Here is a 26,338-nt window from a genome sequence, read left to right as displayed (position 1 = left end):
GTGGAAAGAAAAGAGGGGACCTGTGTCCCCTCTTTTTATTTATCAATCAAATTTTGGTAAATGATGAATATTGAAAAGCGGGTAACAGAACTGGTTGAAGAAAAGCTGGCCGAAAAGCCAGGCGTGTTTTTGGTAAGTGTAAAAATGCACAGCAACGGTAAGTTAATTATCCTGATTGATGGCGATACCGGACTTGGCGTAGGCGATTGTGCCGATGTGAGCCGCCACGTAGGCTATCATCTGGAAGAGGAAAATGTAATAGCCGATGCTTATAACCTGGAGGTATCATCGCCGGGTATTGATACGCCTCTTACCCTGCCGCGGCAGTATGTAAAAAACGTTGGCCGCCAGGTAGCTATCAAAACTGCAGATGGCGGCAAACGCGAAGGCAAGTTGCTGGCTTTAACGGCCGACAATGTAATTATTGAAGAAAAAGTAAAAGAACAAGGCAAAAAAGCCGTACTGGTAGAAAGTGCCATTCCGGTTGATAGTATAACAGAAACTAAAGTTTTAATATCGTTTAAATAAGATGAGCAATATTAATTTGATCGACTCCTTTCAGGAGTTTAAGGATTTTAAAAACATTGACCGCCCAACCATGATGAGTGTGTTGGAAGATGTATTTCGCAGCATGATCCGTAAAAAATACGGCAATGACGAAAACTGCGACGTAATCGTTAACACCGACAATGGTGACTTGGAGATATGGCGTACCCGTACCGTAATGGAAGACGGATTTTCGGAAGATGACGACCTGGAAATTGAATTAGCCGAAGCACACAAACATGACCCAGATTTGGAAGTTGGTGACGAGTTTGTTGAACAGATTACGTTAGAAAGTTTTGGCCGCCGGGCTATTTTAGCCGCACGTCAAACACTGGTATCCAAAATTCTGGAGCTCGAGAAAGACGAGATCTTTAAAAAATACAAAGACCGTGTAGGTGAGCTAATTTCTGGTGAGGTATACCAGGTTTGGAAAAAAGAAACGCTGGTACTGGATGATGAAGGAAATGAGCTTTTGTTACCAAAAAGCGAACAAATTCCGGCAGATTACTTCAAAAAAGGCGACAGTGTAAAAGCGGTGGTACACAAGGTTGACATGATGAACAGTAATCCTAAAATCATCATTTCGCGTACCGCACCAGAATTTTTACAGCGTTTGTTTGAACTGGAAGTGCCCGAAATTTTCGACGGATTGATCACCATTAAGAAAATTGTTCGCGAACCGGGCGAGCGTGCTAAGGTAGCCGTTGAGTCATACGATGACCGTATTGATCCGGTAGGCGCCTGTGTGGGTATGAAAGGTTCACGTATTCACGGTATCGTTCGTGAATTAAAAAATGAAAATATAGACGTTATAAACTACACCAATAACGTCCAGCTGTACATTCAGCGTGCATTATCACCGGCAAAAATCACCACCATTAAGTTGGATGAGGAGCGTAAAACAGCCGCTGTTTATTTAAAACCCGATCAGGTATCACTGGCTATTGGCCGTGGCGGCCACAACATTAAACTGGCCGGCAAATTAACCGGTTACGAGGTTGATGTTTACAGGGAGGCCGATGAGCACGAGGAAGATGTGGACATCGAAGAATTCTCAGATGAGATAGATGGCTGGATTATTGATGAGTTTAAACGCGTTGGTTTAGATACAGCAAAATCAATATTAAGTCTGAGCCTTGGTGAGTTGGTTAAACGTACTGACCTTGAAGAAGAAACGATAAAAGAAGTTTTATCAATTCTGCAGGCTGAGTTTGAATAAGCTGAATATATGCCAATAAAAAATCGTAAATTTGCATATAATAAGCAGAGAAAGAATTAATAAATGTCAGAAGACAAAGGTATAAAGTTAATTAAAGCAGTAAAAGAGCTGAACATTGGTATGGGTACCATTGTAGACTTTTTAAACTCGAAAGGTTATAAAGTTGACAAAAACCCTAACGCAGTGCTTAACAGCGACATGTACAGCAGTCTGGTAAAGCAGTTTGCTGCTGATAAAAGCATTAAGGAAGAAGCTAAGCAGATCAACATAGGCAAAATACGCCGTGATGAGCCTGGCTTTGTTCCTGACAAGCCGGCCGAGACACGTGCTAAGGATTTTGAGCAGGAGGAAATCCTGATCAAAAACGCGGGCACATTTGCGCAATCGCCCAATCGGCCTAAAGAGGCTGAAAAGCCACAAGAGCGGCCAGACGGTTCGTTACCGGGCGTAAAGGTTGTAGGTAAAATTGACCTGAACAACCTGAACAAACCCGCTCCGAAACCCGAAGCCAAGCCAGAGCCTGCTCCCGAGCCGGTTAAACAAGAGCCAGTGGCTCCTGCACCTGCTGCTCCGGTAGTACAAGCACCGGCGGCACCTGTGGCCAAGCCAGAGCCTGCTCCCGAGCCGGTTAAGCAAGAGCCAGTGGCTCCTGCACCTGCTGCTCCGGTAGTACAAGCACCGGCGGCACCTGTGGCCAAGCCAGAGCCTGCTCCCGAGCCGGTTAAGCAAGAGCCAGTGGCTCCTGCACCTGCTGCTCCGGTAGTACAAGCACCGGCGGCACCTGTAACGCCTCCGGTTGCAGCTACAAAACCAGAAGCTGAAGTAGCCCCGGAAAACCAGGTAATTCGTGCGAAAGCAGAACGCCTTACCGGCCCAAATGTAATTGGTAAAATACAACTACCGGTTGACAATAACCGCCGTGGAAACGGACCTGCAGGGTCATCAAACCCTAACTCTGCAGAGAACAAACGTAAACGCAAGCGTAAGGAAAACGGACCAGGCCAGGGCCAGGGACCTCAACAAGGTCAGCAACCCGGTGGTCAGCAAGGACAAGGCGGCGGCCAGCAGGGTGGCAACCAGCAAGGCGGTGGTAATCGTCAGGGTGGTTTCCAACAAGGCGGTGGCAATCGTCCGGGTTTTGGTGGTAACCGTCCGGGTGGCGGCTTCCAGCAAGGCGGCAATCGTCCGGGTTTTGGTAACCGAAATGCCCCGGCACCAGGTACACCTAAAGAAGAGCCAACAGAAAAAGAAATACAAGACCAGATTAAAGCTACGCTTGCCCGCTTAAGCGGCGCAGGTAAATCGGGTAAATTTGCACAACGTGCTAAATTCCGTCGTCAGAAACGGGATGATGTAGCTGCATCAGCAGAGGAAGCAGCATTAGAACAGGAACTGCAATCTAAGGTACTTAAAGTTACCGAGTTTGTTACCGCTAATGAGCTGGCCTCCTTAATGGACGTTTCTGTAACGCAAATTATCTCAACATGTATGAGCCTGGGCATGTTCGTATCCATCAACCAACGTTTGGATGCGGAAACCCTGAGCATTGTGGCCGACGAGTTTGGCTATCAGATTGAGTTTGTTAAGCCTGATGAGGAAGAGATAAACCTGGAGGAAGAAGATGCTCCGGAAACACTGATCCCTCGTGCACCTATCGTAACCATCATGGGTCACGTCGATCACGGTAAAACTTCATTGCTCGACTTTATACGTAAAACCAACGTTATTGGCGGCGAAGCTGGTGGTATAACCCAGCACATCGGTGCCTACGAAGTAACACTGGAAGACAAACGTAAGATCACTTTCCTGGATACACCTGGTCACGAAGCGTTTACGGCTATGCGTGCACGTGGTGCCCAGGTAACGGATATTGTTATCATTGTTATTGCTGCTGACGATAGCGTGATGCCGCAAACCCGCGAGGCCATTAACCACGCGCAGGCTGCAGGTGCTCCTATTATATTTGCCTTCAATAAAATTGATAAACCGGGCGCCAATGCCGACAAAGTGCGCGAGCAGTTAGCTGCCATGAACATTTTAGTTGAAGATTGGGGCGGTAAATACCAATCGCAGGAAATTTCAGCCAAATCTGGCTTAAATGTAGGCCTGCTTTTGGAAAAAGTGCTGTTAGAGGCTGAGTTAATGGAACTGAAAGCCAATCCTAATAAACGCGCTGTAGGTACTGTAATTGAAGCAGCCTTAGATAAGGGCCGTGGTATTGTTACTACAGTACTGGTACAAGCTGGTACCTTACGTGTAGGCGATCCAATATTAGCCGGTAGCTATAGCGGCCGTGTTAAGGCATTAACTAATGAGCGCGGTATGCGTGTAAGCGAGGCAGGCCCATCAACACCGGTACAGGTGCTGGGTATGCAGGGAGCACCAACCGCAGGTGATAAGTTTAACGCACTTGAAAGTGAGGTTGAAGCCCGTGATATTGCCAACAAACGTTTGCAATTACAACGCGAGCAGGGCTTACGTACACAGAAACACATCACCCTTGATGAAATTGGCCGTCGTTTAGCGATAGGCAACTTCAAGGAGCTGAACATTATTGTGAAAGGTGACGTGGACGGTTCTATCGAGGCATTATCCGACTCATTACTGAAATTGTCTACAGACCAGATACAGGTTAACATTATATCAAAAGCAGTAGGTCAGATCTCCGAATCAGATGTATTGCTTGCAACTGCTTCTGATGCAATTATCATTGGTTTCCAGGTACGCCCATCGGGCAGTGCACGTAAACTGGCCGAGCAGGAGCAAATAGATATACGCCTGTACTCTATTATTTATGATGCCATCAACGAAATTAAAACAGCGATGGAAGGCATGCTGGCACCAACCTTTGAAGAAAAGATTGTGGCTAACGTTGAAATACGCGAAACCTTCAAGATCAGTAAGGTGGGTACCATTGCAGGTTGTATGGTATTAGATGGTAAGATTACCCGTAACAGTAAAATACGTATCATCCGCGAGGGTGTGGTAATTTACACCGGCGAGCTAGCTTCACTTAAACGTTATAAAGACGATGTGAAAGAAGTAAACACCGGTTACGAGTGTGGTTTGAACATTCAAAACTTTAACAACATTGAAGTAGGTGACATTGTAGAAGCCTACGAGAATGTAGAAGTAAAGCGTAAGCTGGCATAAGCTTTCGGAAATATGAATAAAAAAGGCCGATGTATTTTATATACGTCGGCCTTTTTGTTTTAAGCGAGGTTGTAATCCCTAAAACGACATTATTCGATATAAAGCACTATCGAGAATGAGCAACGCTTTGATCGCCTTCTTTAGTATGCTCTACAGATATGATCCCATCGCCTTCGATCAGGAAGCAGATGAGGCCTACCAGCACCGTGCACGAAAGCCAGAACTCAGCGTAAGGCTTAAATATATTATGGCTAAGGTTAACAAAAAATACTGCTACAAGCAATACTGGTAAGTTTAATAAACATGATGTGCGAGTGTGCGAACCTAAAACAATAAACAGGCCGCCTATCACGTGCAGTACAATGATGATATGCGCTACAATACTTAATGAAACCGCCGTGACCAGCCTGCTCTGCGTCATTAAGGCTGTAAAAGCGCTTAAGTTTAAGGCAAAAGATACACCTTTCCAGATCAATATCATGCCTAATACAATGCGGAAGTAATCTAACCATTTGGGGTGATGGCGATCGCCCCAGAGTTTAACTTGGGATAGCAGTTCCATAATGTTTAAAATTGGTATACTAATACAACGCACAAAGCCCGTAAAATGTTATTTTACAGGCTAATGTTTAGATGCTGAGAACTATATGGTAAGCCTATTAATTAACCTTAGCGGCTATAATATTGTCGGCAAAGCGCTCCATCTCTTCGAGCTGAGGGCTGCATTGTAAAAGAAAGAAATCGACGCCAACCTTCTCAAACTCGGCTATACGATCCTGAACCTGCCAGGGTGTACCGGTAAGGCCCGAGCGCAAGCCCCGGTTTGAGACCGAATAATCATGCAATGAAACGCGTTGCTCCAGTTGAGTACCCGACAGCCACTGCTGGTAATTTTTGTAACCCGATGAGCCTTCCTGCACGTTTGTAATGCGTTCCAGTTCTTGTTTAACTTCCTGCTCGTTATTGCGGATGATGCTGTACGCGGCCACGCCATAAAGCATAGGCGGCAAACCCTTCTTTTCGCGACGTTCGCGCATGTCGGCTATCCGGCGACCTATCAGCTCGGGTGAGTCGCCGTGCATCACGTACCCATCGCAGGTAGAAGATATCAGATCTTTAGCCGCGTCAGATTCGCCGCCGGCATATATTTTAGGCCGGGGTGTTGATACCGGCTTAGGTTGCAAGATATTGTCTTTTACCTGGTAGTATTTACCCTCAAAGCTGTAGTTGTCGCGGTTCCAAACGCTGTCTACCACGTTCAACCACTCCGCCGTGCGGGCATAACGGTCATCATGCTGTTCAAATTGGATGCCGTACTTTTCGGCCTCATCTTTCCACCATGATGATACCACATTTAATGATATACGCCCGTTACTGATGTGATCTATATTAGCCGCTTGCTTGGCTAACTGGGCAGGGTTATGAAACGTTGGCCTTACAGCCACCATCAGTTCCTGTTTATGCGTAACAGCGGCCAGTGCCGCGGCAGTAGACCAGGCATCTAACGAAGGTGCCTGCTCTCCCTTAATATCGTTCAGGTAAAGTTCGGCTATCAGGGCCAGATCAAAACCAATTTCTTCACTGCGCATGGCCAGCTTCTTTACATAATCCCACGTAGGGGTCATGTTCTCGTCTTCTACATTGCGCAGCCACCCGCCAAACACGGGTAACCAATATCCGTAATTCATTATTGAGTTGTATGTTATATTGTAGGTTGTGCGTTGTAAGTTGCAGACAATTCATTTCGGGTATTACCTCAAAATATACTTACAACGCACAACTTATCTTAGACCACCGCTACATCTTCAGCTTTTTTAACTGCTTCCTGCTCCAGGTATTCCACCAGGCGCTCGTGCGGGTTAAAGCCAATTACGTTAACGGCATCGGCCACAAAGTTTGATAGGGCGTTTACATCGTAATACAGCACCTCACCGTCGCGGTCGTCAATAATATATTCAATGCCACCTACATCAATACCGCTTTGCTGTACCAGTGTCTCAATGTTTTTAATTACATCAGCAGGTGGTGTATAGGCTTCTACTTTAAGTCCATTTTTAGGCGCATCAAGCGCACAGGCATTACGAACTAAATCCTGACCTGTAGTTGTCTGGCATATATCGGCCGGGCACAGGTTAAAACTTTCGCCGGTGGTGTATACTTTAATGCCGTATAAAAATTTGCCGCCCAAAGTTTCTACACGCGTAATGTAACCGCCACGGGCCGGAATAAATTCCTGCACCAAAGCAGTATGGTCAATTCCTAAATCAATTTGATTGTTTTGAATAGCCTCACGCACTTCGTCCATCGAATTAAATTTTTCGATACCAGCGCCACTTCCGCCAATATTAGCTTTCACCACTAGGGGGAAGCGCAGGCCTTCGGTAGCGGCCTCAATTTGCGAAGGATGATTAATGACCCTTGATTTTGGGTATTTGATACCCAGTTGTTCCATCAGCATTAATTGTAATGCCTTTGATGTTTCGTACACAAAAGCGCGGTACCCGTTAATAACCCGTATGCCATGATGCTCCAGGTGTTTCAGGTAGTTTAGTGTATAAAAAGTACCCTGCACGCCACCACGCAAATAAGCCGACGGACTCATGCGGTTAAAGAACAGCGACATTTGTGGCGTCTTCTCTTCTATGGCATAAAAATGCTGGGTCGGATTTACAGTTTCGTAAGGAATACCTTTTTTCTCAAGCTCGGTAAATAGTGGCTTAAACCAATCCGGGTGCTCGTGCGATATAATAAATGGTAACATAATTAGTCAGTTGCTTAAAATCAAAGTTATGCACTTTACCAGCGGCGTCCAACAGGCCCTGTGTAAAATTTCAGTCTACAATGGTTGTAGATTTTTAACATGTGCCAACGAAATTATGTTTGCATCAACCGCTATTAAAGCAATTACTGGCAATGTTTAGCCAGGTAACTGTCGGCCATATTGCTTCCGGTATTTTTAACAAAGTTCCAGTCTTTACAAGCGCCTTCCTTATCGCCTTGCTTAAGCTTCTGGTTGGCTTGCTCAAGCAAGTCCTTCCAAAGATCCTCGTTAATGCCTAACTCCGTTTTAAGCGCCTCAATGGTGCTTTCTTTTTGTGTTGGGGCCTTACCTGCATACTTGTTAATATAATAATTAGTTACGGCATTTTCCAGCTCTTGTCTTTTTTGGTAGGCTATAATGGCTTCTTGCATACTCATCATTCCTTCTGTACGCTTTTGGCACTTTATGTAATCGGGCCGGAAACGGATAGGGAGTACTACTCTTACCGCATTGGTGTAACCTGCGGGGACTTCCCATTTACCAGAGGTTAGTTTTACCACACGCAAGGCTTCTTCATCCAGATCAATACCAGGCCCCTGCTGAACCTGAGCGTCGGTTACTCCGCCAGCTTTATCAATATTAAAGCTTACTTGTATAGTAGCAGCAATGCAGTTCTGACTCGAAAACTCAGGGTATATGATGTTAGCTGCAATAAAATTATCAAGCGCGGCTGCACCACCTTTAAACGTGGGCTGCGCATAGCCGCTAAACAGGCCGCAAAAGCCTGTGGTTATTATAGTTAAAAGAACTTTTAACATTTTAAATCAATTACTTAACTTAAACGCTAACAGTTAAATCAGATTATGGTTGCGGCTGTAAATTGCAAAATTAAATTTGGGTCGGCAATATTTTGCCGCCAGTGCTCCATTTGCGAGTAAGGAGCTACACCCGGATAATCACCAGCCAGCCCTTCCATATCGAACATCAGCTGAAAGTGCAGGTGAGGTGGCCAGTTACCATTTTCGGTTATATTGCCAAACTGCGCCAACTGCTGGCCTTGCGTAATTACCTGGCCAATGCTTAAATCCTGTAAACTGGCACGGTTTAAATGCCCATATAAGGTATACAGCAGTAATCCATCAAGATGGTGTTCCAAAATTATGGTAGGCCCGTAATCACCAAAGCTGTTATTATCCTGAAAGCTGTGCACATGGCCTGCTAACGGAGCGTATACAGGCGTACCGGCATCGGCCCAAATATCTGTTCCTAAATGTAAACGGCGGGGCTCTGCTCCGCCTGTGCCAAAAAGTTTGCTGCGTGCATACAAAGTACGGTGCTCCATGTAGCCACCTATACCATAACGGCAACCGCTTTGCAGTAACTCCTGGCTTACCCACGCACTAAACTTAAGTGTGTCTGCAATATCTTCGCTCGACAGCCTGGTATTGTTGCTGGTAAAATCAAACTGCAACAGGCGGTCAGTACCAGGATCAAAGTCAACAACCCCACTTACCTTATTACGGTTGTTCTGCAAATAGGTAGCCAGCTGCTCGTGCTTGCTCATTTACTCAGTTTCGCCCTCCTCGCTCTGGCGTGGCTCTTTACTTATTTTGTCAAAAATCTTGTCCATACGCTCTACATACTCGTTGGTATCATCCACAAAAAACTCCAGTTGGGGTATTACCCTTACCTGGTCTTTAATGCGGGCACCTAGTTTATAACGAATTTCAGACGCATGCGACTTTACAGTTTGCAGCGATTGCTGCGTATTGGTGTTGTTGAAAAAGCTTAGAAATACCCGGGCAATAGCCAAATCGGGGGTAACTCTCACCTTGGTAATAGTTACCAGCGTGTTGGGCAAATAATTCATTCCTTCGCGCTGAAAAATAGCGGCCAGGTCTTGCTGTAACACACCGGCAAATTTTTGTTGACGTTTTGATTCCATGATAATTATTTTAGGTGAAAGGCTATATAAGGATAAAGGTAAAAGGTTAAGGCCGGAGTTTGGTTTTACGAAACTGACAATTTAAAGCAATTCTGCTTACCAGCTGCTTTGCTATCCTTTTAATTACAAAGATCGGGTGGTATCTCCCTGGTTATCTTGAGCACTTTTTTTACCACCAGGGTGCTATCATACTCCGAGCCTATACCCTCGCTACCTGATGGGATCTTTTTGCCTTCAACCTCAACATAAACAGGCTCGTAAGGCTTTTCAAAATTCATTTGGGTATACTTTAGCTCTAATTGGGCTGAGCTGTCGGTTACCCAGTATTCGTGCGTATCGTCACAGTTTTTAAAAGATTTTATCTCCGGACCAAAACTGTACAAGCCCTTAAACACCTGGGGCTCGTCTTTCCCGGCTTTTTGCTTACAAGCAAAGCAGCAGGTTAAAATAACCAGCATTGCTAAACTCCATTTAAAACGCTTATACCCCATGCTGCAAATTTATAAATCCTGTTTAATTTCGTCTAACCCTTTTACGCTTAAACGAGCGCTAATACCCGACGCAATAACTGAGATACCCGTTACAGTTAAAAAAACGAGGATAAAGTCAGTAAATTTCATATCAACCGGGTAGGCATCAATCACCATCATTTGGCCACCCATTTTTACCAGCCCAAAATGTTGCTGTAGTATACAAAATACTAGTCCTACAATGATGCCTGCTATACAACCGGTAACCGATATCATCATGCCCTCAAAAAAGAAAATGCCTTGTATGAGCGGCTTACCGGCACCCAAGCTGGTTAAAATGGCAATATCCTTCTTTTTATCCAGCACCAGCATTGTTAACGACCCTATGATATTAAATATGGCTATTATGAGTACAAAAGTGAGAATCAAAAACGTAAACCAGCGTTCGTAATTCAACGTTTTGTAAAGCTCGGTATTTTGCTGATACCGGTTTTTAACAGAAAACGCTTTGCCCAGTTTTTGCTGTATAACTTGTTGCTGCTGGTTAATGTTGATGCCTTTTTTGAAGTTAAGTGCTAATGATGACACATCTTTTGGCTCGTCGAGCAGGTCACGGGCAAAAACTAATGGCGTTATCACTATGTCGTCAAAATCCTGCTGTATAGAAAAAACGCCCGATACTGCAATAGGGCGCCTCACAAACTCGTCTTCGGGATTGATAGAATTTACCACCCTGCGGCGCGGCGAATACAATTGTAAGGCTGCATACCGATCATTTATATTTACGGCCAAACTATTTTGCACCATTGAACCAATTACGGCATAAGCCACATTATTTGCTTCGAGCGTAAACGAGCCGTTTTGTATAGTGCTGTCCAGTTGCTTGTTTTTTAAAAAATCCTTGCTTACCCCGCGCACAGTTGCAATAAACTGACGGTTGCCATACCGTACAAGGGCTTTCTCTTCTAACGCCTCGATGTAAGAAAAAAGCTTTTCATTTCGCCGCAAGCTTTTGAAGTAAGGGGTATTCGGGTCGAAGGTTTTACCACGTGTCGGTTCAATTTTTAATTCGGGCGTAAAGTTGTTGTATAATGACAAAATTACCTTCTCGAATCCGTTAAAAACCGACAAAATTATAATGAGCGCTGCGCTTCCCACAAATACCCCCAGCATGGAAATACCTGAGATAATATTAATGGCATGCATCTTCTTTCTCGAAAAAAGGTATCGTTGCGCTATGTAGATGGAGGTATTCAAAGTTGGTTTTGAGTTGTAGGTTTCAAGTTGGTAGGCTGTAAGTTTACTTTAATAATGGAGTAATGGTTTGCTTCATGTTTTTTTAAGCCCTCTGTTTTATAATATCTTACAACTTCATTAATAACGTTCTTATAGCTTCTAATTGTGCAACCGCTTGTTTCTTATCTTTCTCTTTTATGTATTACTGCAAGTATGGCTAATGAAGTTTTTGTTTCTGATTCATATAAGCCCTTGCAATATAAAAGAATTGAAGGCTATCTTTTGCATGATACCTTTCGAAGACTCGCCAATATTAAAAGGCACTAAAACAGCACATCTTCTATCTGATAAGTCAAGCCGGATTGCTCATCTTTTAGAACCCAGATAGCTGACAATATGCATAACGGCCTTTTACTACTAACCCAACACTCAACTCAGTATATCGTTTGTATTCTACTTGCATCTTACTTAGAACTTACCCAAAAAACGGGTTCGTCTCCCGTTCTAAGCCTATGGTGGTTTCAGGACCGTGACCGGGATAAACCACTACATTGGAAGGTAGGATAAAAAGTTTCTCGCGGATGTTTTTAAGCAACTGTGTGTGGTTGCCGCCTGGCAGATCGGTACGGCCAATGCTGCCACTAAAAAGCACATCACCACCAACCAGCAATACATCATCTTTGCTATAAAAACAAAGGTGCGCAGGCGAATGGCCGGGGGCAAAAATGAGTTCGAGCGTGGTATTGCCAAATGTTATAGTGCCGCTTTCTGGCAAGTATGTATCGGGCAAAGGCGAAAGTTCGTAACGGATACCCGATTGCTGGGCCCATACGGGCATAGTTTGCAGTACCACTAATTCGCCTTCATGAAATTGTGGTTTGAGGCCGTACTGATCAAACACGAACTTATTGCCCAGTACATGGTCGATATGGCAATGCGTGTTGAGCAGTAAAACCGGTTTGAGCTGATTTGAGCTGATAAAATTAACTACGGCATTTTGCTCAGCCGCGGTATACATGCCTGGGTCTATAATAGCGCATTCTCCGCTATCATCATATAATATATAAGTATTTTCCTGGTATGGATTGTTTGGAAATGCCTTGATAGATGCCATAGCCAAAAGTAGGACTTGATTTCGGATTTTGGCTATATTGAATGTCAGATAGCAATCAATACTTGCTAATCATCCCACTAAATGGGAAACTACTTCCATTTAAAGCTTTTAATGAGCACGGCCATGTCCTTCTTTACAAAATTGAGCACTGGCTGTATGGAATCAAGCTTAGGAGCGGTGTTAAAGTAAAGCGCTCCGCGCAGGTAATGCTGTGTACTGTCGGTTAAAAAAAACTGGGCCAAGGAGGCCGCGTTACCATCTATAGTATAATAGATGCCATATACCTTACGATCAGGGTAGCGAATAATACCTTCATCAATAGAAGTGGCTTTCACCGTGTGCTTAAATGCAAAGGTGTGTGCATCCTCTATCAGCTCATTAAATACTTTTTTGGAGGTAATGGGTTGGTAACTTAAATGCAGGGTTCCTTTAAATTGCGGGAGCTGGAGGTTTATCCAGCAAGGCTTTGCTCCTGGTGTTTTATCTGCTTCAATAACAGCGTAAGTGGGGTAGGTAAATGTATAGGCACAGCCAGACCTATATTCTTTATATGCCCGCTGCGGAAAATAAATACGATAGTAGCCGCGTGGCTTTGGCGAATAGTCGGGCGTGCTTTCACAAGCCGGCAGGCATAACAGTATGCCCGCAAGCAAGCTAAGTAGCTTTAACGAAGCTTTTATTTTGCATTCCATATTTCCCATGACTTTTCGGCTTGTAACAGCAACATGTCGTATCCGTTCTTAGTGGCAGCTCCTTTTTCACGCCCTTTCTGCAAAAACAGCGTTTCTTCAGGGTTATAAATCAAATCATACAAGAGATGATCGCTGGTAAGGTGCTCATAAGGAATGTCAGGGCAGCGATCAACATTAGGTGACATGCCCAGCGGCGTAGTGTTAATAATAAGCTTATGGTTGGCAATATGCTCTGCGGTTAAATCTTCGTAAAGGATACGGCCGGCATCGCTTTCGCGCGATACATAGGTAGAGTAAATATTAAGCTTGCCAAGTACATGTTTAACTGCCCTTGAAGCACCACCTGTGCCTAAAATTAAAGCCTGTGTATGATGCGGCCTAAGCAGCGGCTTTAGCGACGTTTCAAATCCGTAAACATCCGTGTTAAAACCTTCAAGTCTAAACTCATGATCTTTAATACCCACCTCTCCCGAAAACACTGCGGTTATTGGACTTTCGGAGGTTATGCGTATACAATTTACTGCATCCACTTCTTTGGCTTCCGGTTCAACCCAATCCAGGTAAAACATCACACCAATTTTATGCGGAACAGTTACATTCAAGCCGCACAAATCTGGGTTTGCACGTAATAATTCCGGAAAATCGCTCAGGTTACTTAGTTCGTACAGATCATATTTATGATCTTCGATCTTTTCCCGCTCAAATTTTTCAGAAAAATATTTTTTTGAAAATGAGTGTGTAAGCGGATAGCCAATTAACCCGTATTGTTTCATGTAAGCGTTATCAGTAATTTGCCGTAAGGTGCTCTTTTATTTTGTAACAGGCAACAGCGCTTATTGATTTAAAAAATGGTCGAAAGTATCACTGCGCAACCCTAACCGCAAGGTTTCCAGTGGTATCATATCGGCCGGAGCAATATTACCCAGGTTTACATTACTGCCCACCAGTTTAATAAACCAAACCTGCTGCGCTTTCTGTGGCGCTTCCCATATAATGGTTTCGGCCGGTATTTGGGTAAGTATCTCATCAATTAGCCCCTGCCTTACCTCGCCCGAATCACGATAAATACCTACGTTACCACTTTCACGAGCCTCTGCAATCACCTTCCATGAACCGGCTTCCAGCTCAGCCTTCATCAACTGAATCCATTTATACGGCGCAAATATCTTCTGCACATCTTTAGAGCCCACTTCAGAAATAACAGTTACCTGCTTGCTCAGTTTACTGATGTACTCACACTTTAAATCGTGCTCAATAGTTATGGACCCGTCAGATACCTCTGCATATTCTAATTGGTAAGTATCCAGCATACGGCAGTAATCATCGTACTGGTTACGCACTATGAAAGCTTCAAACAGCGTACCACCAAAATATACAGGAATACCCGCCTGGCGGTACAGGGCAAGCTTTTCTTTTAAATTAGGCGTAACATACGATGTAGCCCAGCCAAGCTTAACAATATCAGTATAAGTGCCCGAGACTTCCAAAAAGTCTTCAACCTGCCGTAGGCTCAAGCCTTTGTCCATTACCATGGTCATGCCGCTGGTACGTGGTTTTAAGGTGCGTTCGGGTATTTGTGTTAATGCGTAGTTCATAACCAAGATAGTAAGTTATAGTCTATAACTAAAAGTTCTAATGGTGCAAAGATTGGAATATTCTGTCATTTTAAGGCATTACATTTAGAATTTGACTTTTAGCGGCTTATGTTTTTGCCACACATCATTCAAAACAAAATATGTTTAAAGCACTTGAATAAAATATACGCTTACATATACACAGCATATGAGTTTTATAAACGATGATACCGGCTCAAAGCAGAACGACAGCCTCTTTTTAAAAAGAGTTTTTATGGGCGCAGGCGCTATCGCCTTATTGGTTATATTAATTTTGATTATACGGGTAGCTTTCAATGTAATGCTGATGGTATTGGCAGGTACGCTCATAGCTGTATACTTTAACGGCCTGGCCGATGCCATTGAACGCTATACACCTTTAAACAGACGCATTTGCATGCTTATATCCGTAATAGGCACTTTTGCTATAATAGGGTTGTTGTTTTGGTTTATGGGTACCAAAATCCAGCACCAGGTAAATGCATTAAGCGAAGATTTCCCGCGGTTACTTGCAAAGCTGGAAAGCCAAGTAAGGGAATTGCCTTTTGGCGCAAAAATGCTGGATAATGTATCGGGCAACGACTCGCAAAAGATCATGAATACGGCCCAAAACTTTTTCAGAACCAGTTTTGGCGTGTTAGGTGATATCTACATCATTATTTTCCTGGGTATATTCTTTACGGTAAGTCCATCGCTTTATAAAAATGGCATAATTAGGTTAGTACCCCGAGGCGGGCAGCCAAAAGCCAAAGAAATTATAAATCGCCTTAGCTTGGTACTCAAAGGCTGGCTTAAAGGAATGATGATTGCCATGGTACTTATAGCAATACTTTCATTTACAGGCTTAACTATTATTGGTATACCCATGGCGCTGGCTTTGGCCGTAATTGCAGGTATATTAAACTTTATACCAAATTTTGGACCTATTATGGCAATGGTACCTGCAGTACTGTTAGGCTTGGTTGATAGCACGCAAAGTGCCATAATTGTTGCGGCATTGTACATTCTTATTCAAACGCTCGAGAGCAATATAATAACGCCTACTATTCAGCGCCGCATGATTAACCTTCCTCCTGCCCTTCTTATCATCAGTCAGTTATTGATGGGAACACTATCGGGAGCATTAGGTATTATATTGGCTACCCCCATGTTGGCCATTATTATGGTTTTGGTAGAGGAGCTGTACACCAAGGAAAATAACCGCGAAGATGTTGAAGCGGCTATGCCTTAATTAAAATAATGTTTGCGATAAAAAAAAGCCTGGACGTTGATTAACATCCAGGCTTTTTAATAGTATTTATACTGTTTAAAGCTGTATACTTTGAATGGCTTTATCTAACGCATTTTCTTTTAAATGCGGCATGTTCACGCCTTCAACACGGTAAGTGGTAATATCTGTCATACCCATAAAACCGAGCACAGCTCTCAAATAAGGTTCCGTAAAGTCAAATGCCTTAAAAGGTCCATCAGAGTATACACCGCCCGAAGATATAGCCAGGTATAACTTCTTACCTTTCACTAATCCTTCCGGTCCATTTTCATTGTAACGAAATGTAACGCCTGCACGGGCAATGTGATCAATCCACGCTTTAAGTGTAGAATGGATACCAAAATTATACAGCGGCGTGCCAATTACAATTATATCAGCATCCTTTAATTCTGCTATGGCCTCGTCAGAATGTTTAATAGCCTCTGCCAATTCAGGCGTTCTGCCTTCTAAAGGAGTGAAAAAAGAATTGATGTGTACTTCTTCCAGATGCGGGAAAGGGGTTTGCGTTAAGTTGTGTGTTTTAAGACTACTTCCCGGGTTTGCCTGTTGCAACTTATCTACAATGGCGTTGCCCAATTTGATGCTGAATGATGCGTTACCGCGGGGGCTTGATATTAAATGCAGTATTTTCATGATTTGCTTTTTTGTTTAAGCAAACGTAGGCAACCATACTTTCAAATAGATATTACTATCCTAAAGGATACCGGTATCCTTTAGGATAGTATCTAAATAACAAGGCACAAAAAAACCCGGACTTTATAGTCCGGGTTACAATAAATGTAGGTGGTATTATCTTGTATACCGATTAATAATATCCAGTATTACCTTGTTTTTTTGCAGTTGGGGCAGGTAATCAAACAATATGTAATGCTTGTCTGGGTCTGATGTAAGGGCTTGTTCCAACGTAGCCAGCGCCTCGTTGTAATCACCTTTGGCAAACAGGTAAGCTACCATACGGTAGTATAGTTCGGCCGCCTCTGGATTATTTTTAATGGCGTCGGCAATAACTTCAATAGCATCCGTTAACCGCTCTTGCTCGTACAAAATAGATGAGTAATCAAGCCAGGCATCCACATCGAGCGGGTTAAGCTCTACTACCTTTTCGTAAGCGCTCTCGGCTTCGGGCAGGTGGCCCAGCTTATATTCTGCATCGGCTATGGCAAACCAGTAGTCGGCATTCAGTGCATCCAGATCGAGCGCCTTACGGTAAAAATGCAAGGCCTCAAAGTAACGTTCTTCAAAATCGAGCGTTACACCAATACCAAACCAGGCATCGGCCAGTTTGCTATCCATACGTACTGCTTTTTTGTAAAAAGAGCGGGCCTCGTCCATCTGCTCCAGCTTTTCGTAACACTCGCCAATGGCACAATAAGTATCGGCATTTGGCTGCTCGTATTCGAACGTTTCACGGTATACTTCAATAGCCTCTGCGTATTTTTCGAGGTTAACCAACGCATTGCCTTTGTTAAAGTAGGCCGAAGCAAAGCTATCCTTAATCAGGATGGCGTAATCATACGCGTCAATTGCTTTTTCAAACAAGCCTAATTTCGTAAAAGCGTTGCCTAGATTGTACCAAGCCGCGTAACTATAAGGCTCATTATCAATATACTGCTGGTAAAATTGTATACTCTCCTGCTGATTGTCAATCACATCGTAACAAAAAGCCAGTTCATACAACGCGTCCTGATTTTCCATGTTCTGTTTTAAACACTCTTTCAGGTAATGTATGGCCATTTCGTAATCACCCATGTTTTGGTGTACGTAGGCTATATGTAACAGTATATCGTCTGTTTCTTCGGCAAGGGTAAGCGCCTTTTCATAATTTTCAAGCGCTTCGGTATAGCGATCCATACTCTCGTACAGGTTACCGCGTATAATGTAAATATCAGCGTCCGAAGCTTCTAACAGGGCGGCCTTATCAAGCGCAGCAAATGCTTCAGGCACTTTATTGGTAACCACCAGAAGTTGGGCTTGCTTAATTAAAAAAACGGCTGCAAAGGGGTGTTGGTTACGGGCATACTCCACTACTTGAAGCGCTTTTACCGGGTCATTCTTTTCAATGTAATAATCAATAATATTTTCAAATGCATGCGCATCAAAAAAGTACTGATCATGATTACGGATCATCTCCTCATATCGTTCTACCGAAAACTTAGGGTCTTCTGTAAAACCAAATTCATATTCATCTTCCATCTGATCGTTTTTACAGCTATAAAGACATTATAGCAAAATTTAGGCTTAATTGTACTATAACTGTGATTAAGTTACAATAATAAGGCATTGTGTGACAATTTAGTTTTCAACAACAAGGCCATGTGGAAATCTTTCTACTCAAAATATTGATAATGAATATATAACAGATATCACTTGTTGAATACTTTTAATACACCCAATGTAACTTCAACACGATTGTTACAAATGCATTAGTTAAGCACCCGCCCTTATAATAGTAAGTGTAAATATAAAACGTTTTAACAACATCAAATGTTGTACAGCTTTTACTGCAATACCGGCAGCAATTATTGTATAAAATAATCGTTAACAAATGAAAACCGGGCTCAATATGTAATATATTGCCCCGTAAATTAAAAATATGACTATTTATAATAAACACTTATTGGGCTACGCTTTGTGCGGCGCGCTGTTGCTTGGCAGCTGGCAGGCCAGCGCACAAACTGCTGCGCCAAAACCAGTTGAAGCGCCTAAAAACTGGCATTTGCTCGATCTTAAAACCGATGGCTTTTACGGCGTAAGCTTAAACAAGGCTTACCTGGCTTTAAAAGGCAAAAAGAGCAAGACGGTTGTTGTAGCCACAATAGACAGCGGTATAGACACTTTGCAAACCGATTTACGCAGCATATTATGGACCAACCCCAAAGAAATACCCGGCAACGGTAAAGACGATGATGGCAACGGCTACGTGGATGACGTACACGGCTGGAACTTTTTGGGTGGCCCCGGTGGTAAATGTGATTTTACCGAAACTACCGAAGAGGTACGTGAATACAACCGCCTAAAAGGAAAATATTTATCTGCAACTGAAGCAACCGCTAGCGACAAAAAAGAATTTGCCTACTGGCAAACGGTTAAAGCCACTTACGATTCTACCATTGCCAAATCAACCAGCGAGTCGGCACAGCTATCACAAATGATGAATGTGTTGATGATTACCAGCGGGTATGTGAAAAAAGCGCTTAAGTTACCTGCTAACGGCAGCTTCAATACAGCAAGCCTGAGTAAAATACAAACCACTAATGACACTGTTGCGCAAAGCAAAAATGTGTGGACGTCTGTATTACAGGAAGAAGGGCCAACTGCCAGCAATGAAAAAGTTCTGAAAGACCTGAGTGAGTACCTCACTAAGCTGAACAACGATATTAACCCCGATCTGGAAGTACGTATGCGCATTGTAGGAGATGATCCCAATGTTTGGGATGATAAGCCACATGGCAGCAACTTGCTTAAATTCGATGATGCCTCTCACGGTACCGGGGTAGCAGGTTTAATTGGGGCTATACGCGGCAACAAATATGGCATTGATGGTGTAGCTAACAATGTGCGTATTATGGCTATTAAAGCAGTACCTAATGGCGATGAGTACGATGAGGATATTGCCAAAGCTATACGTTACGCGGTCGACAACGGTGCCAAAGTAGTGAATATGAGCTTCGGCAAAAAATTATCTCCACACAAAAAGTGGGTTGATGATGCCTTTAAATACGCAGCTGAGCATGACGTTTTATTGGTGCAGGCCGCAGGTAATGACCACCAGGACGTGGACGTAAAACCAGAGTTCCCTAATGATATTTTTGAAGACGGTTCGGGTACCGATGCGGATAACGTGATCAGCGTAGGTGCATCGGCAGCCAAACAAGATGCCACGCTTGCCGGCAGCTTTAGTAACTATGGCAAAAAGAATGTTGACGTTTTTGCCCCCGGCGTAAAAGTAACTTCGGTTGATAAAGATGCCGAGTTTAATACCGCCGATGGAACCAGCTTTGCCTCGCCTATTACAGCTGGCGTTGCTGCCCTGTTACTGCAGTACTACCCCGATCTAAGCGCGAAACAGCTAAAGCAAGTCATCTTGCAATCGGCCAAACCGCTTACGGGAACCATGGTATTGAAACCAGGCAGCCAAACCGAAAAAGTTGACTTTACTACCTTGAGCAAAAGCGGTGGTGTTGTAAACGCTTACGAAGCGGTAATATTGGCAGGTAAAATTAAAGGCGAAAGGAAAAAGTAACGTTCAAAAAACCGACCTTGATAGGTGAGTTTGAAAACCATAGGTCATCCTTGACATACGCTTGGGATGACCTTTTTTTTAAGATCTATAATTAAAATCCAGTCTTTGGAGAGGCCGGTTAAATGACGTTATCGTAAAATTTAAATTACAGCGGTATCTTTTGTCTGAGCAGGTTGTTTTTAAACGACCATTAACTATATTTGCTCCCAGAAAATTTTCATCTTTAATAACATAATGAGAGAAATACAGTTCAGAGAAGCGCTTCGGGAAGCCATGAGCGAAGAGATGCGCAAGGACGAAACCATATACCTAATGGGTGAAGAAGTTGCCGAATACAACGGCGCTTACAAAGTAAGCCAGGGTATGCTTGATGAATTTGGTGCTAAACGCATTATTGATACGCCTATCTCTGAGTTGGGTTTTGCCGGTATAGCTATTGGTTCGGCTATGAATGGCTTACGCCCTATAGTTGAATTCATGACGTTCAACTTCTCTTTGGTAGCTATTGACCAGATCATCAATGGTGCAGCTAAAATGATGAGCATGAGCGGCGGCCAGTTCTCGGTGCCAATCGTGTTCCGCGGCCCAACTGGTAACGCTGGTATGTTAAGCTCACAGCACAGCCAGTGTTTTGAAAACTGGTATGCTAACTGCCCGGGCTTAAAAGTGGTAGTACCGTCTAACCCGGCTGATGCCAAAGGTTTATTAAAATCGGCTATTATTGATCCAGATCCGGTTATCTTTATGGAATCGGAACTAATGTACGGTGATAAAGGCCCTGTTCCAGAAGAAACTTATTACACCCCGATAGGCAAAGCTGCCGTAACTAAAGAAGGTACTGATGTAACTTTGGTAGGTTTTGGCAAAATCATGAAAGTGGTTTACGCTGCTGCTGCCGAGTTGGAAAAAGAAGGAATCAGTGCTGAGGTAATAGACTTGCGTACAGTACGCCCTATCGATTACCCTACTATTATTGAATCGGTTAAAAAAACTAACCGTTTAGTATTGGTTGAAGAAAGCTGGCCATTAGGTTCAATAGCTACTGAGATTGCGTTTAAAGTACAAAAAGATGCCTTTGATTATCTTGATGCACCTATCCTACGCATTATGGGTGGCGACGTGCCCCTGCCATACGCACCAACACTTATCCAGGAATACCTGCCAAATCCTGAGCGCGTAATTAAAGCGGTAAAAGAGGTTATGTACGTAACTAAGTAACCCTTTATAAATTTGATATAAGAAAGCCCCGCAAATGCGGGGCTTTTTTTATGCTCCTTGTATCGCTATTTCCCGAATATTGGAAACTTCCATGTGCATGTCCTTCTTGCTTGTACCGCTACTTAAACGATTGAACCTGCTTTTTAGCTTTAGAAACCGTTGTTCGTACAAATGGTAAGAGCATACAGCTGTAATGGTTAAGAAAAACAAGTTTAAAGCAACCGAATTGCTAAACGGAAATGCGTTACCCCATGGCTGTTGCTTTGTAAATATTTGCTGCCATATATAAAGGCTGAATGATAGGGTGCCGATATACTTAATGCCTTTTAGATTCAGCAACCTGTTAATTCTACTATTGTTATCTGCAATGGTAGTTACCAGCACCAAAGCAATACACACTGCCGTTAAGCTGATAGGCAATAGCAACTTAACACGGAAAAAAATCCAGCTAAGCACAATTAATGCTATTTGTGTTGCTTCAATAAATTTAAATTTAAACGTAAAGTACTGCGGATATTTTGCTACAGCTACCGATAATAAACTTCCAATCAATATGGTGCTTATCCCGTGGCCCAGCAAGTGATAAACGACGTACAGCGGCGCACTTAACCAAACCGATTCCGGATGCCAGTGAAAGTAAACATACACAATGGCGGGTGTCATCCCAATAACAACCAAGCCTCTTATAATATATAACTTCAAACTCCTGTTTAAAATGAAAGGGAACATCAAATAAAATTGCTCTTCTACACTGAGGCTCCAGTAATGGCCTGCAGGAGTAAAGCTTGAATGATCACCAAAATTTTCTACAAAAAAGAAAGGCCTTAAAAAATCGGCAGCTGCCAGGTGCATGTTAAAAGCCCGATTAAGAAATATTAAAACCAGTATAAATAAATACGCTACGGGTAATATTCTTAAAAACCTGCGTATATAAAACCTTCGGAGTGATACTTTGCCATGCACTGCCTTTTCTTTCAGCAATAGCGTGGTAATTAGGAACCCGCTTATGATGAAAAATACGTTTACGCCATACAACCCTATACTATATTTTTCAAACACAGGGTAAGGTAAATGACTTAATATCACTAATATGATTGATATAGCCCTTAAGCCATCAAGCGATGGGATATAGCGCTGATTTAAGATTGAGGGCAAGCTTTGCACCTCAGAGAATAGATATTTTAATTTACCAGACGGAATATTTTGCTGTATCAAGTTATGGCGATATTTATAATACTTAGCTAATATCAATTCCTCATAAATGTTTTAATAAGTTGATATACCGTTTCGATATACAATCACCAACCTTTTCATATTCTTAAAAAATCAATAACAAACAAGCAATATTCAAAACCAAAGTCTATATTTGCTTCATAATTCTTAAGGGGTGCCTTGCTTTGAGCAATCAAAACTGAAAGACAGGCTGAGATCATACCCATGGAGATAGTTGTGTGGTATAGGTTCCGAATTGTAAGTGTAGCAATGCTTCAATGTTTAAACCTTCAACTTCCAACTCACTCCTGCACCTGATCCGGATAATGCCGGCGTAGGGAGAGGTAAAATAGTTAAGTGTACTGTACGCAATTTACACCCTTAGCGGGCAGATGGTTTAACGCAATTTATTTATTAAAAACTTGAAAAATTTCTTTTCGGCACTTATTGCCCTGCTGTTGCCGTTTGTGGCTGCGGCCCAATTCTCTGTATCCGGAAAAATTACGGATGAGCGTACCGGCCAGCCTTTACCCGGCGCTACACTTGTACTACAAAGCTTGCAAAATGCACCTAATACGGTAAGCCAAACGGGCGGCGAGTACCGGTTTACCAACTTAAAAGCCGGCAGTTACGTACTTAAGGTAAATTATGTAGGTTACCAACAAGCCAGTAAATCATTTAACGTTAATCGTAACACGGTAATTGATGTAAGCCTTAGCACCAGCACCTTTACGGCCGAAGAGGTAACCGTAAGTGCAACACGCGCATCGGCTAAATCGCCAACAGCGTTTACCAATTTGCGCAAGCAGGATATCGAAAAAAACAACCTCGGTCAGGATTTGCCTTACCTGCTTAACCAAACGCCATCGGTAGTTACTACCTCTGATGCCGGTGCAGGCGTGGGCTATACCGGTATCCGTGTACGCGGATCGGACGGTACGCGCATCAACGTAACCGTAAACGGCATTCCACTTAATGATGCCGAAAGCCAGGGCAGTTTTTTTATAAATTTACCTGACTTTGCCTCATCAGTTGATAACATACAGATACAGCGAGGCGTTGGCACTTCAACCAACGGTGCCAGTGCATTTGGTGCCAGTTTAAATATCCAAACCACCACCCGCCGCGATAGCGCTTATGCCGAAATCAACACCTCGGCAGGTTCTTATGGTACAGTAAAAAACACGGTGATGGTAGGCTCGGGCTTATTGAATGGGCACTTTAGCCTGGATGGCCGCCTTTCACGCATTGCATCAGATGGCTATATTGACATGGCTTCGTCTAACCTGCGCTCCTTTTATTTAAGCGGTGCATGGTATGGCAAAAACAGCACATTACGTGCTAATGTATTTGCTGGCCGCGAGCGTACTTACCAGGCTTGGTACGGTGTGCCCGATTATGTAATTGGCGACAATACTATACCTGATAACCGCCGTTTCAATGAATTGGGGATTATGCCCAACGGCGACCGTTACCCTAACCAAACAGACAATTACCAACAAAACCACTATCAATTATTATACGATAAGCAGTTGAATAGTAAACTGTCTTTTAGTGGTGCGCTCCATTATACTAAAGGCGCCGGTTATTACGAAGAGTTTAAAGAAGATGCAGATGTGAAGGACTATGGTTTAACACCTGTTGTGATTGGTGCTACACAAACTAACCCCGGCACTACACTGAGATACACTGACCTGGCACGACGCTTATGGCTGGATAACGACTTTTACGGATTAACTTATTCTTTGAAATACCATCCGCAAAACAATACCAACTTAATTTTAGGAGGCGCTTATAATGAATATAAAGGTGCACACTTTGGTAATATTATTTACACAAAACAGAGTGCCGGCATTATACCTAACTACGAGTATTACCGGGACGATGCCAAGAAAACTGACTTTAATATCTTTGCGCGTGGTGAATTTAATATAGGTAAATTCTTATTGTATGGCGATATGCAATACCGCCGTATTTATTATTCGTTCCTGGGCTTTGATCGCAACCTGAATAACGTGCAGCAAAACGCCACCATGAACTTTTATAACCCCAAGGTTGGCGTTACTTATAATATTAATGACCGCAGCAATATATACGCTTCACTGGCTGTAGGCAATCACGAGCCAAACCGCGATGACTTTACCAACTCCACACCGCAAAGCCGCCCTAAATCTGAAAACCTTAAGGATTTTGAAGCAGGATACCGTACACGCGGCTCAAATTACAATGTAGGTATAAACGGTTTTTATATGCTGTATAAAAATCAGCTCATATTAACCGGCGCCTTAAATGACGTGGGTGCAGCTATACGTAGTAACATTGCAGATAGCTACCGCGCAGGTGTTGAGTTGGATGGCAGGGTTGCTATTCTACCTCAGCTAAGCTGGGCCGCTAATTTAACTTTAAGCACAAATAAAGTAAAAAATTACGTACGTGTATTAGATGGTCTTTATGAAGATTATACACCTACAAAGCTGTCTGTTACTCAAAATTTTGATAAAACAGACCTTGCTTTTTCGCCTTCTGTTATTGCTGGCAGCGAGATCAGCTTTTCGCCTGTAAAAGGTGGTAGTATTGCTTTATTGAGTAAGTATGTAAGTCGCCAATATTTGGACAACACTTCAAACATTAATCCACCAGGATACCCCCTTACAGATGATGCTCTGAGCAACCCTTATGCACGTAACCGCTATTTGAACGGTTATTTTGTAAACGATGTGCGACTAAACTATAATTTCAATATTAAAGGCATTAAGAATATAGGAGTTACACTGTTGGTAAATAACGTGTTCAGCACCAAATATGAATCCAATGGAGCAACCTATCCAAATCTGATAGGTGCTGGTCCGGTAAACGGAACCTTACAAGGCTTTAACTTAGTGAACGGAAATTATTTTTATCCTCAAGCCCCTATTAACTTTTTGGCAGCTGTTAATTTAAAGTTTTAACACTATCCCTTTTTTGTAGGGGATAAAATACATACAACAAGATAAAATAAGCCTTCTATAGAAATTTTGAATAAGCCAAATGCAAAACTGGATTGACCTTTTCACCACCCAAATGCAGCAAACCACCTTATTAGAGTGGTTTGCTGTACTACTGGGGGTTGCCGAAGTGTTACTTGCCCGCAAGAACAGTGTATGGCTTTATCCTGCGGGTATAGGCGGCTCTGCCATTACCATATCCTTACTACTCAAAGTAGGCCTATATGCGGAATCGGCCTTGGGCGCCTATTACGTAATTATGAGTATTTATGGGTGGTATGTATGGGTGCGGCGTTCAAATGAACCGCCAGTGCAGGTTGCCTGGGCAACACGCCAGGAATGGGTAATTACCCTGATTATAGCGTTTGCAGGGTGGGGCATAATTTACTTGCTGCTGCACCATTATACATCTTCAACCGTACCTGTTTGGGATGCCTGGGTATCTTCAACAGCATGGGCGGGCACTTGGTTACTGGCCCGCCGGCGCATTGAGAACTGGGTGGTGCTCAATGTATCTAATTTATTTGCCGTACCCCTCCTGTTTCATAAAAACTTGGCCCTCTTTGCTGCTCTAACAATCTTTTTATTTGTGATAGCCATATTCGGCTTTTTCGACTGGCGTAAAATATATAACCAACACCGAGCTACCGCTACTGCCTGAT

The 26,338-nt window shown here is 43.1% G+C and carries 23 protein-coding genes and 1 riboswitch; of the genes, 8 read left to right on the top strand and 15 right to left on the bottom strand.

The window, feature by feature from the left end:
• Positions 1–63 precede the first annotated feature (63 nt).
• The 3 genes from rimP to infB all read left to right on the top strand — a co-directional run bounded on the left by rimP (position 64) and on the right by infB (position 4,918).
• Entirely contained in the window at positions 64–528 is a 465-nt protein-coding gene (gene rimP / locus ABDD95_RS01195) for a ribosome assembly cofactor RimP (RefSeq protein ID WP_345952083.1), read from the top strand.
• Between the two features lies 1 nt (position 529).
• The gene (gene nusA / locus ABDD95_RS01190) at positions 530–1,765 is read left to right on the top strand and encodes a transcription termination factor NusA (protein WP_345950076.1); all 1,236 of its coding nucleotides are present in this window, start codon (positions 530–532) and stop codon (positions 1,763–1,765) included.
• A gap of 63 nt (positions 1,766–1,828) precedes the next feature.
• Positions 1,829–4,918, top strand: a complete 3,090-nt coding sequence (gene infB / locus ABDD95_RS01185; RefSeq protein WP_345950075.1) for a translation initiation factor IF-2 — start codon at positions 1,829–1,831, stop codon at positions 4,916–4,918.
• 106 nt (positions 4,919–5,024) lie between these two features.
• Here infB and ABDD95_RS01180 read toward each other — a convergent pair whose 3' ends face one another.
• From ABDD95_RS01180 to ABDD95_RS01125, 12 genes are all read right to left on the bottom strand, one after another.
• Positions 5,025–5,480, bottom strand: coding sequence for a DoxX family protein (locus ABDD95_RS01180; RefSeq protein ID WP_345950074.1), 456 nt, complete (start codon positions 5,478–5,480; stop codon positions 5,025–5,027).
• 97 nt (positions 5,481–5,577) lie between these two features.
• Positions 5,578–6,606 carry an LLM class flavin-dependent oxidoreductase gene (locus tag ABDD95_RS01175; RefSeq protein WP_345950073.1) on the bottom strand — a complete coding sequence of 343 codons (1,029 nt, stop codon included), beginning with the start codon at positions 6,604–6,606 and terminating at the stop codon, positions 5,578–5,580.
• Positions 6,607–6,704: 98 nt separating this feature from the next.
• Positions 6,705–7,679, bottom strand: coding sequence for a hypothetical protein (locus ABDD95_RS01170; protein WP_345950072.1), 975 nt, complete (start codon positions 7,677–7,679; stop codon positions 6,705–6,707).
• Positions 7,680–7,822: 143 nt separating this feature from the next.
• Positions 7,823–8,497, bottom strand: coding sequence for an energy transducer TonB (locus ABDD95_RS01165; RefSeq protein WP_345950071.1), 675 nt, complete (start codon positions 8,495–8,497; stop codon positions 7,823–7,825).
• A gap of 38 nt (positions 8,498–8,535) precedes the next feature.
• Positions 8,536–9,243, bottom strand: coding sequence for a peptidoglycan DD-metalloendopeptidase family protein (locus ABDD95_RS01160; protein ID WP_345950070.1), 708 nt, complete (start codon positions 9,241–9,243; stop codon positions 8,536–8,538).
• Positions 9,244–9,624 (bottom strand): 30S ribosome-binding factor RbfA, encoded by a 381-nt coding sequence (rbfA, locus tag ABDD95_RS01155; protein WP_345950069.1) that lies wholly within the window; start codon positions 9,622–9,624, stop codon positions 9,244–9,246.
• A 119-nt stretch (positions 9,625–9,743) separates the two neighbouring features.
• The gene (locus ABDD95_RS01150; protein WP_345950068.1) at positions 9,744–10,115 is read right to left on the bottom strand and encodes a hypothetical protein; all 372 of its coding nucleotides are present in this window, start codon (positions 10,113–10,115) and stop codon (positions 9,744–9,746) included.
• 9 nt (positions 10,116–10,124) lie between these two features.
• A complete protein-coding gene (locus tag ABDD95_RS01145; RefSeq protein WP_345950067.1) occupies positions 10,125–11,351 on the bottom strand; it encodes an ABC transporter permease in 1,227 nt (408 codons plus the stop codon).
• A gap of 454 nt (positions 11,352–11,805) precedes the next feature.
• Complete coding sequence (locus ABDD95_RS01140; protein WP_345950066.1) at positions 11,806–12,444, bottom strand: MBL fold metallo-hydrolase; 639 nt, start codon at positions 12,442–12,444, stop codon at positions 11,806–11,808.
• Between the two features lie 89 nt (positions 12,445–12,533).
• Positions 12,534–13,136 carry a gliding motility lipoprotein GldD gene (gene gldD / locus ABDD95_RS01135; protein WP_345950065.1) on the bottom strand — a complete coding sequence of 201 codons (603 nt, stop codon included), beginning with the start codon at positions 13,134–13,136 and terminating at the stop codon, positions 12,534–12,536.
• The gene (gene aroE / locus ABDD95_RS01130; RefSeq protein WP_345950064.1) at positions 13,121–13,909 is read right to left on the bottom strand and encodes a shikimate dehydrogenase; all 789 of its coding nucleotides are present in this window, start codon (positions 13,907–13,909) and stop codon (positions 13,121–13,123) included. The genes gldD and aroE overlap by 16 nt, the downstream gene beginning before the upstream one ends.
• Positions 13,910–13,969: 60 nt before the next feature.
• The gene (locus ABDD95_RS01125; protein ID WP_345950063.1) at positions 13,970–14,731 is read right to left on the bottom strand and encodes a phosphosulfolactate synthase; all 762 of its coding nucleotides are present in this window, start codon (positions 14,729–14,731) and stop codon (positions 13,970–13,972) included.
• Positions 14,732–14,918: 187 nt separating this feature from the next.
• Here ABDD95_RS01125 and ABDD95_RS01120 point away from each other — a divergent pair, with 187 nt between their 5' ends.
• A complete protein-coding gene (locus ABDD95_RS01120) occupies positions 14,919–15,980 on the top strand; it encodes an AI-2E family transporter (protein ID WP_345950062.1) in 1,062 nt (353 codons plus the stop codon).
• A gap of 75 nt (positions 15,981–16,055) precedes the next feature.
• On the opposite strand, the gene ABDD95_RS01115 is transcribed toward ABDD95_RS01120, so the two are convergent.
• Together ABDD95_RS01115 and ABDD95_RS01110 are read right to left on the bottom strand one after the other, a co-directional pair.
• On the bottom strand, positions 16,056–16,652 hold the full coding sequence (locus tag ABDD95_RS01115; RefSeq protein WP_345950061.1) for an FMN-dependent NADH-azoreductase: 597 nt from the start codon (positions 16,650–16,652) through the stop codon (positions 16,056–16,058).
• A gap of 156 nt (positions 16,653–16,808) precedes the next feature.
• Positions 16,809–18,212 carry a tetratricopeptide repeat protein gene (locus tag ABDD95_RS01110; protein ID WP_345950060.1) on the bottom strand — a complete coding sequence of 468 codons (1,404 nt, stop codon included), beginning with the start codon at positions 18,210–18,212 and terminating at the stop codon, positions 16,809–16,811.
• A gap of 400 nt (positions 18,213–18,612) precedes the next feature.
• Between ABDD95_RS01110 and ABDD95_RS01105 the strand changes: the two genes are divergently transcribed.
• Both ABDD95_RS01105 and ABDD95_RS01100 read left to right on the top strand, forming a co-directional pair.
• Entirely contained in the window at positions 18,613–20,262 is a 1,650-nt protein-coding gene (locus ABDD95_RS01105; protein ID WP_345950059.1) for a S8 family serine peptidase, read from the top strand.
• Between the two features lie 234 nt (positions 20,263–20,496).
• The gene (locus tag ABDD95_RS01100) at positions 20,497–21,480 is read left to right on the top strand and encodes a pyruvate dehydrogenase complex E1 component subunit beta (protein ID WP_345950058.1); all 984 of its coding nucleotides are present in this window, start codon (positions 20,497–20,499) and stop codon (positions 21,478–21,480) included.
• 48 nt (positions 21,481–21,528) lie between these two features.
• Here ABDD95_RS01100 and ABDD95_RS01095 read toward each other — a convergent pair whose 3' ends face one another.
• Entirely contained in the window at positions 21,529–22,695 is a 1,167-nt protein-coding gene (locus tag ABDD95_RS01095) for an acyltransferase (protein WP_345950057.1), read from the bottom strand.
• Positions 22,696–22,853: 158 nt separating this feature from the next.
• A riboswitch (TPP riboswitch) is annotated at positions 22,854–23,050 on the top strand.
• A 64-nt stretch (positions 23,051–23,114) separates the two neighbouring features.
• Here ABDD95_RS01095 and ABDD95_RS01090 point away from each other — a divergent pair.
• Together ABDD95_RS01090 and pnuC are read left to right on the top strand one after the other, a co-directional pair.
• Positions 23,115–25,640 carry a TonB-dependent receptor gene (locus ABDD95_RS01090; protein WP_345950056.1) on the top strand — a complete coding sequence of 842 codons (2,526 nt, stop codon included), beginning with the start codon at positions 23,115–23,117 and terminating at the stop codon, positions 25,638–25,640.
• A 79-nt stretch (positions 25,641–25,719) separates the two neighbouring features.
• Positions 25,720–26,337, top strand: a complete 618-nt coding sequence (gene pnuC, locus ABDD95_RS01085) for a nicotinamide riboside transporter PnuC (RefSeq protein WP_345950055.1) — start codon at positions 25,720–25,722, stop codon at positions 26,335–26,337.
• The last annotated feature ends 1 nt before the right edge of the window (position 26,338 follow it).

It is taken from the genome of Mucilaginibacter sp. PAMB04274 (genome assembly GCF_039634385.2).
GTDB lineage: Bacteria > Bacteroidota > Bacteroidia > Sphingobacteriales > Sphingobacteriaceae > Mucilaginibacter.
This window is presented reverse-complemented; position numbering and strand designations above follow the sequence as displayed.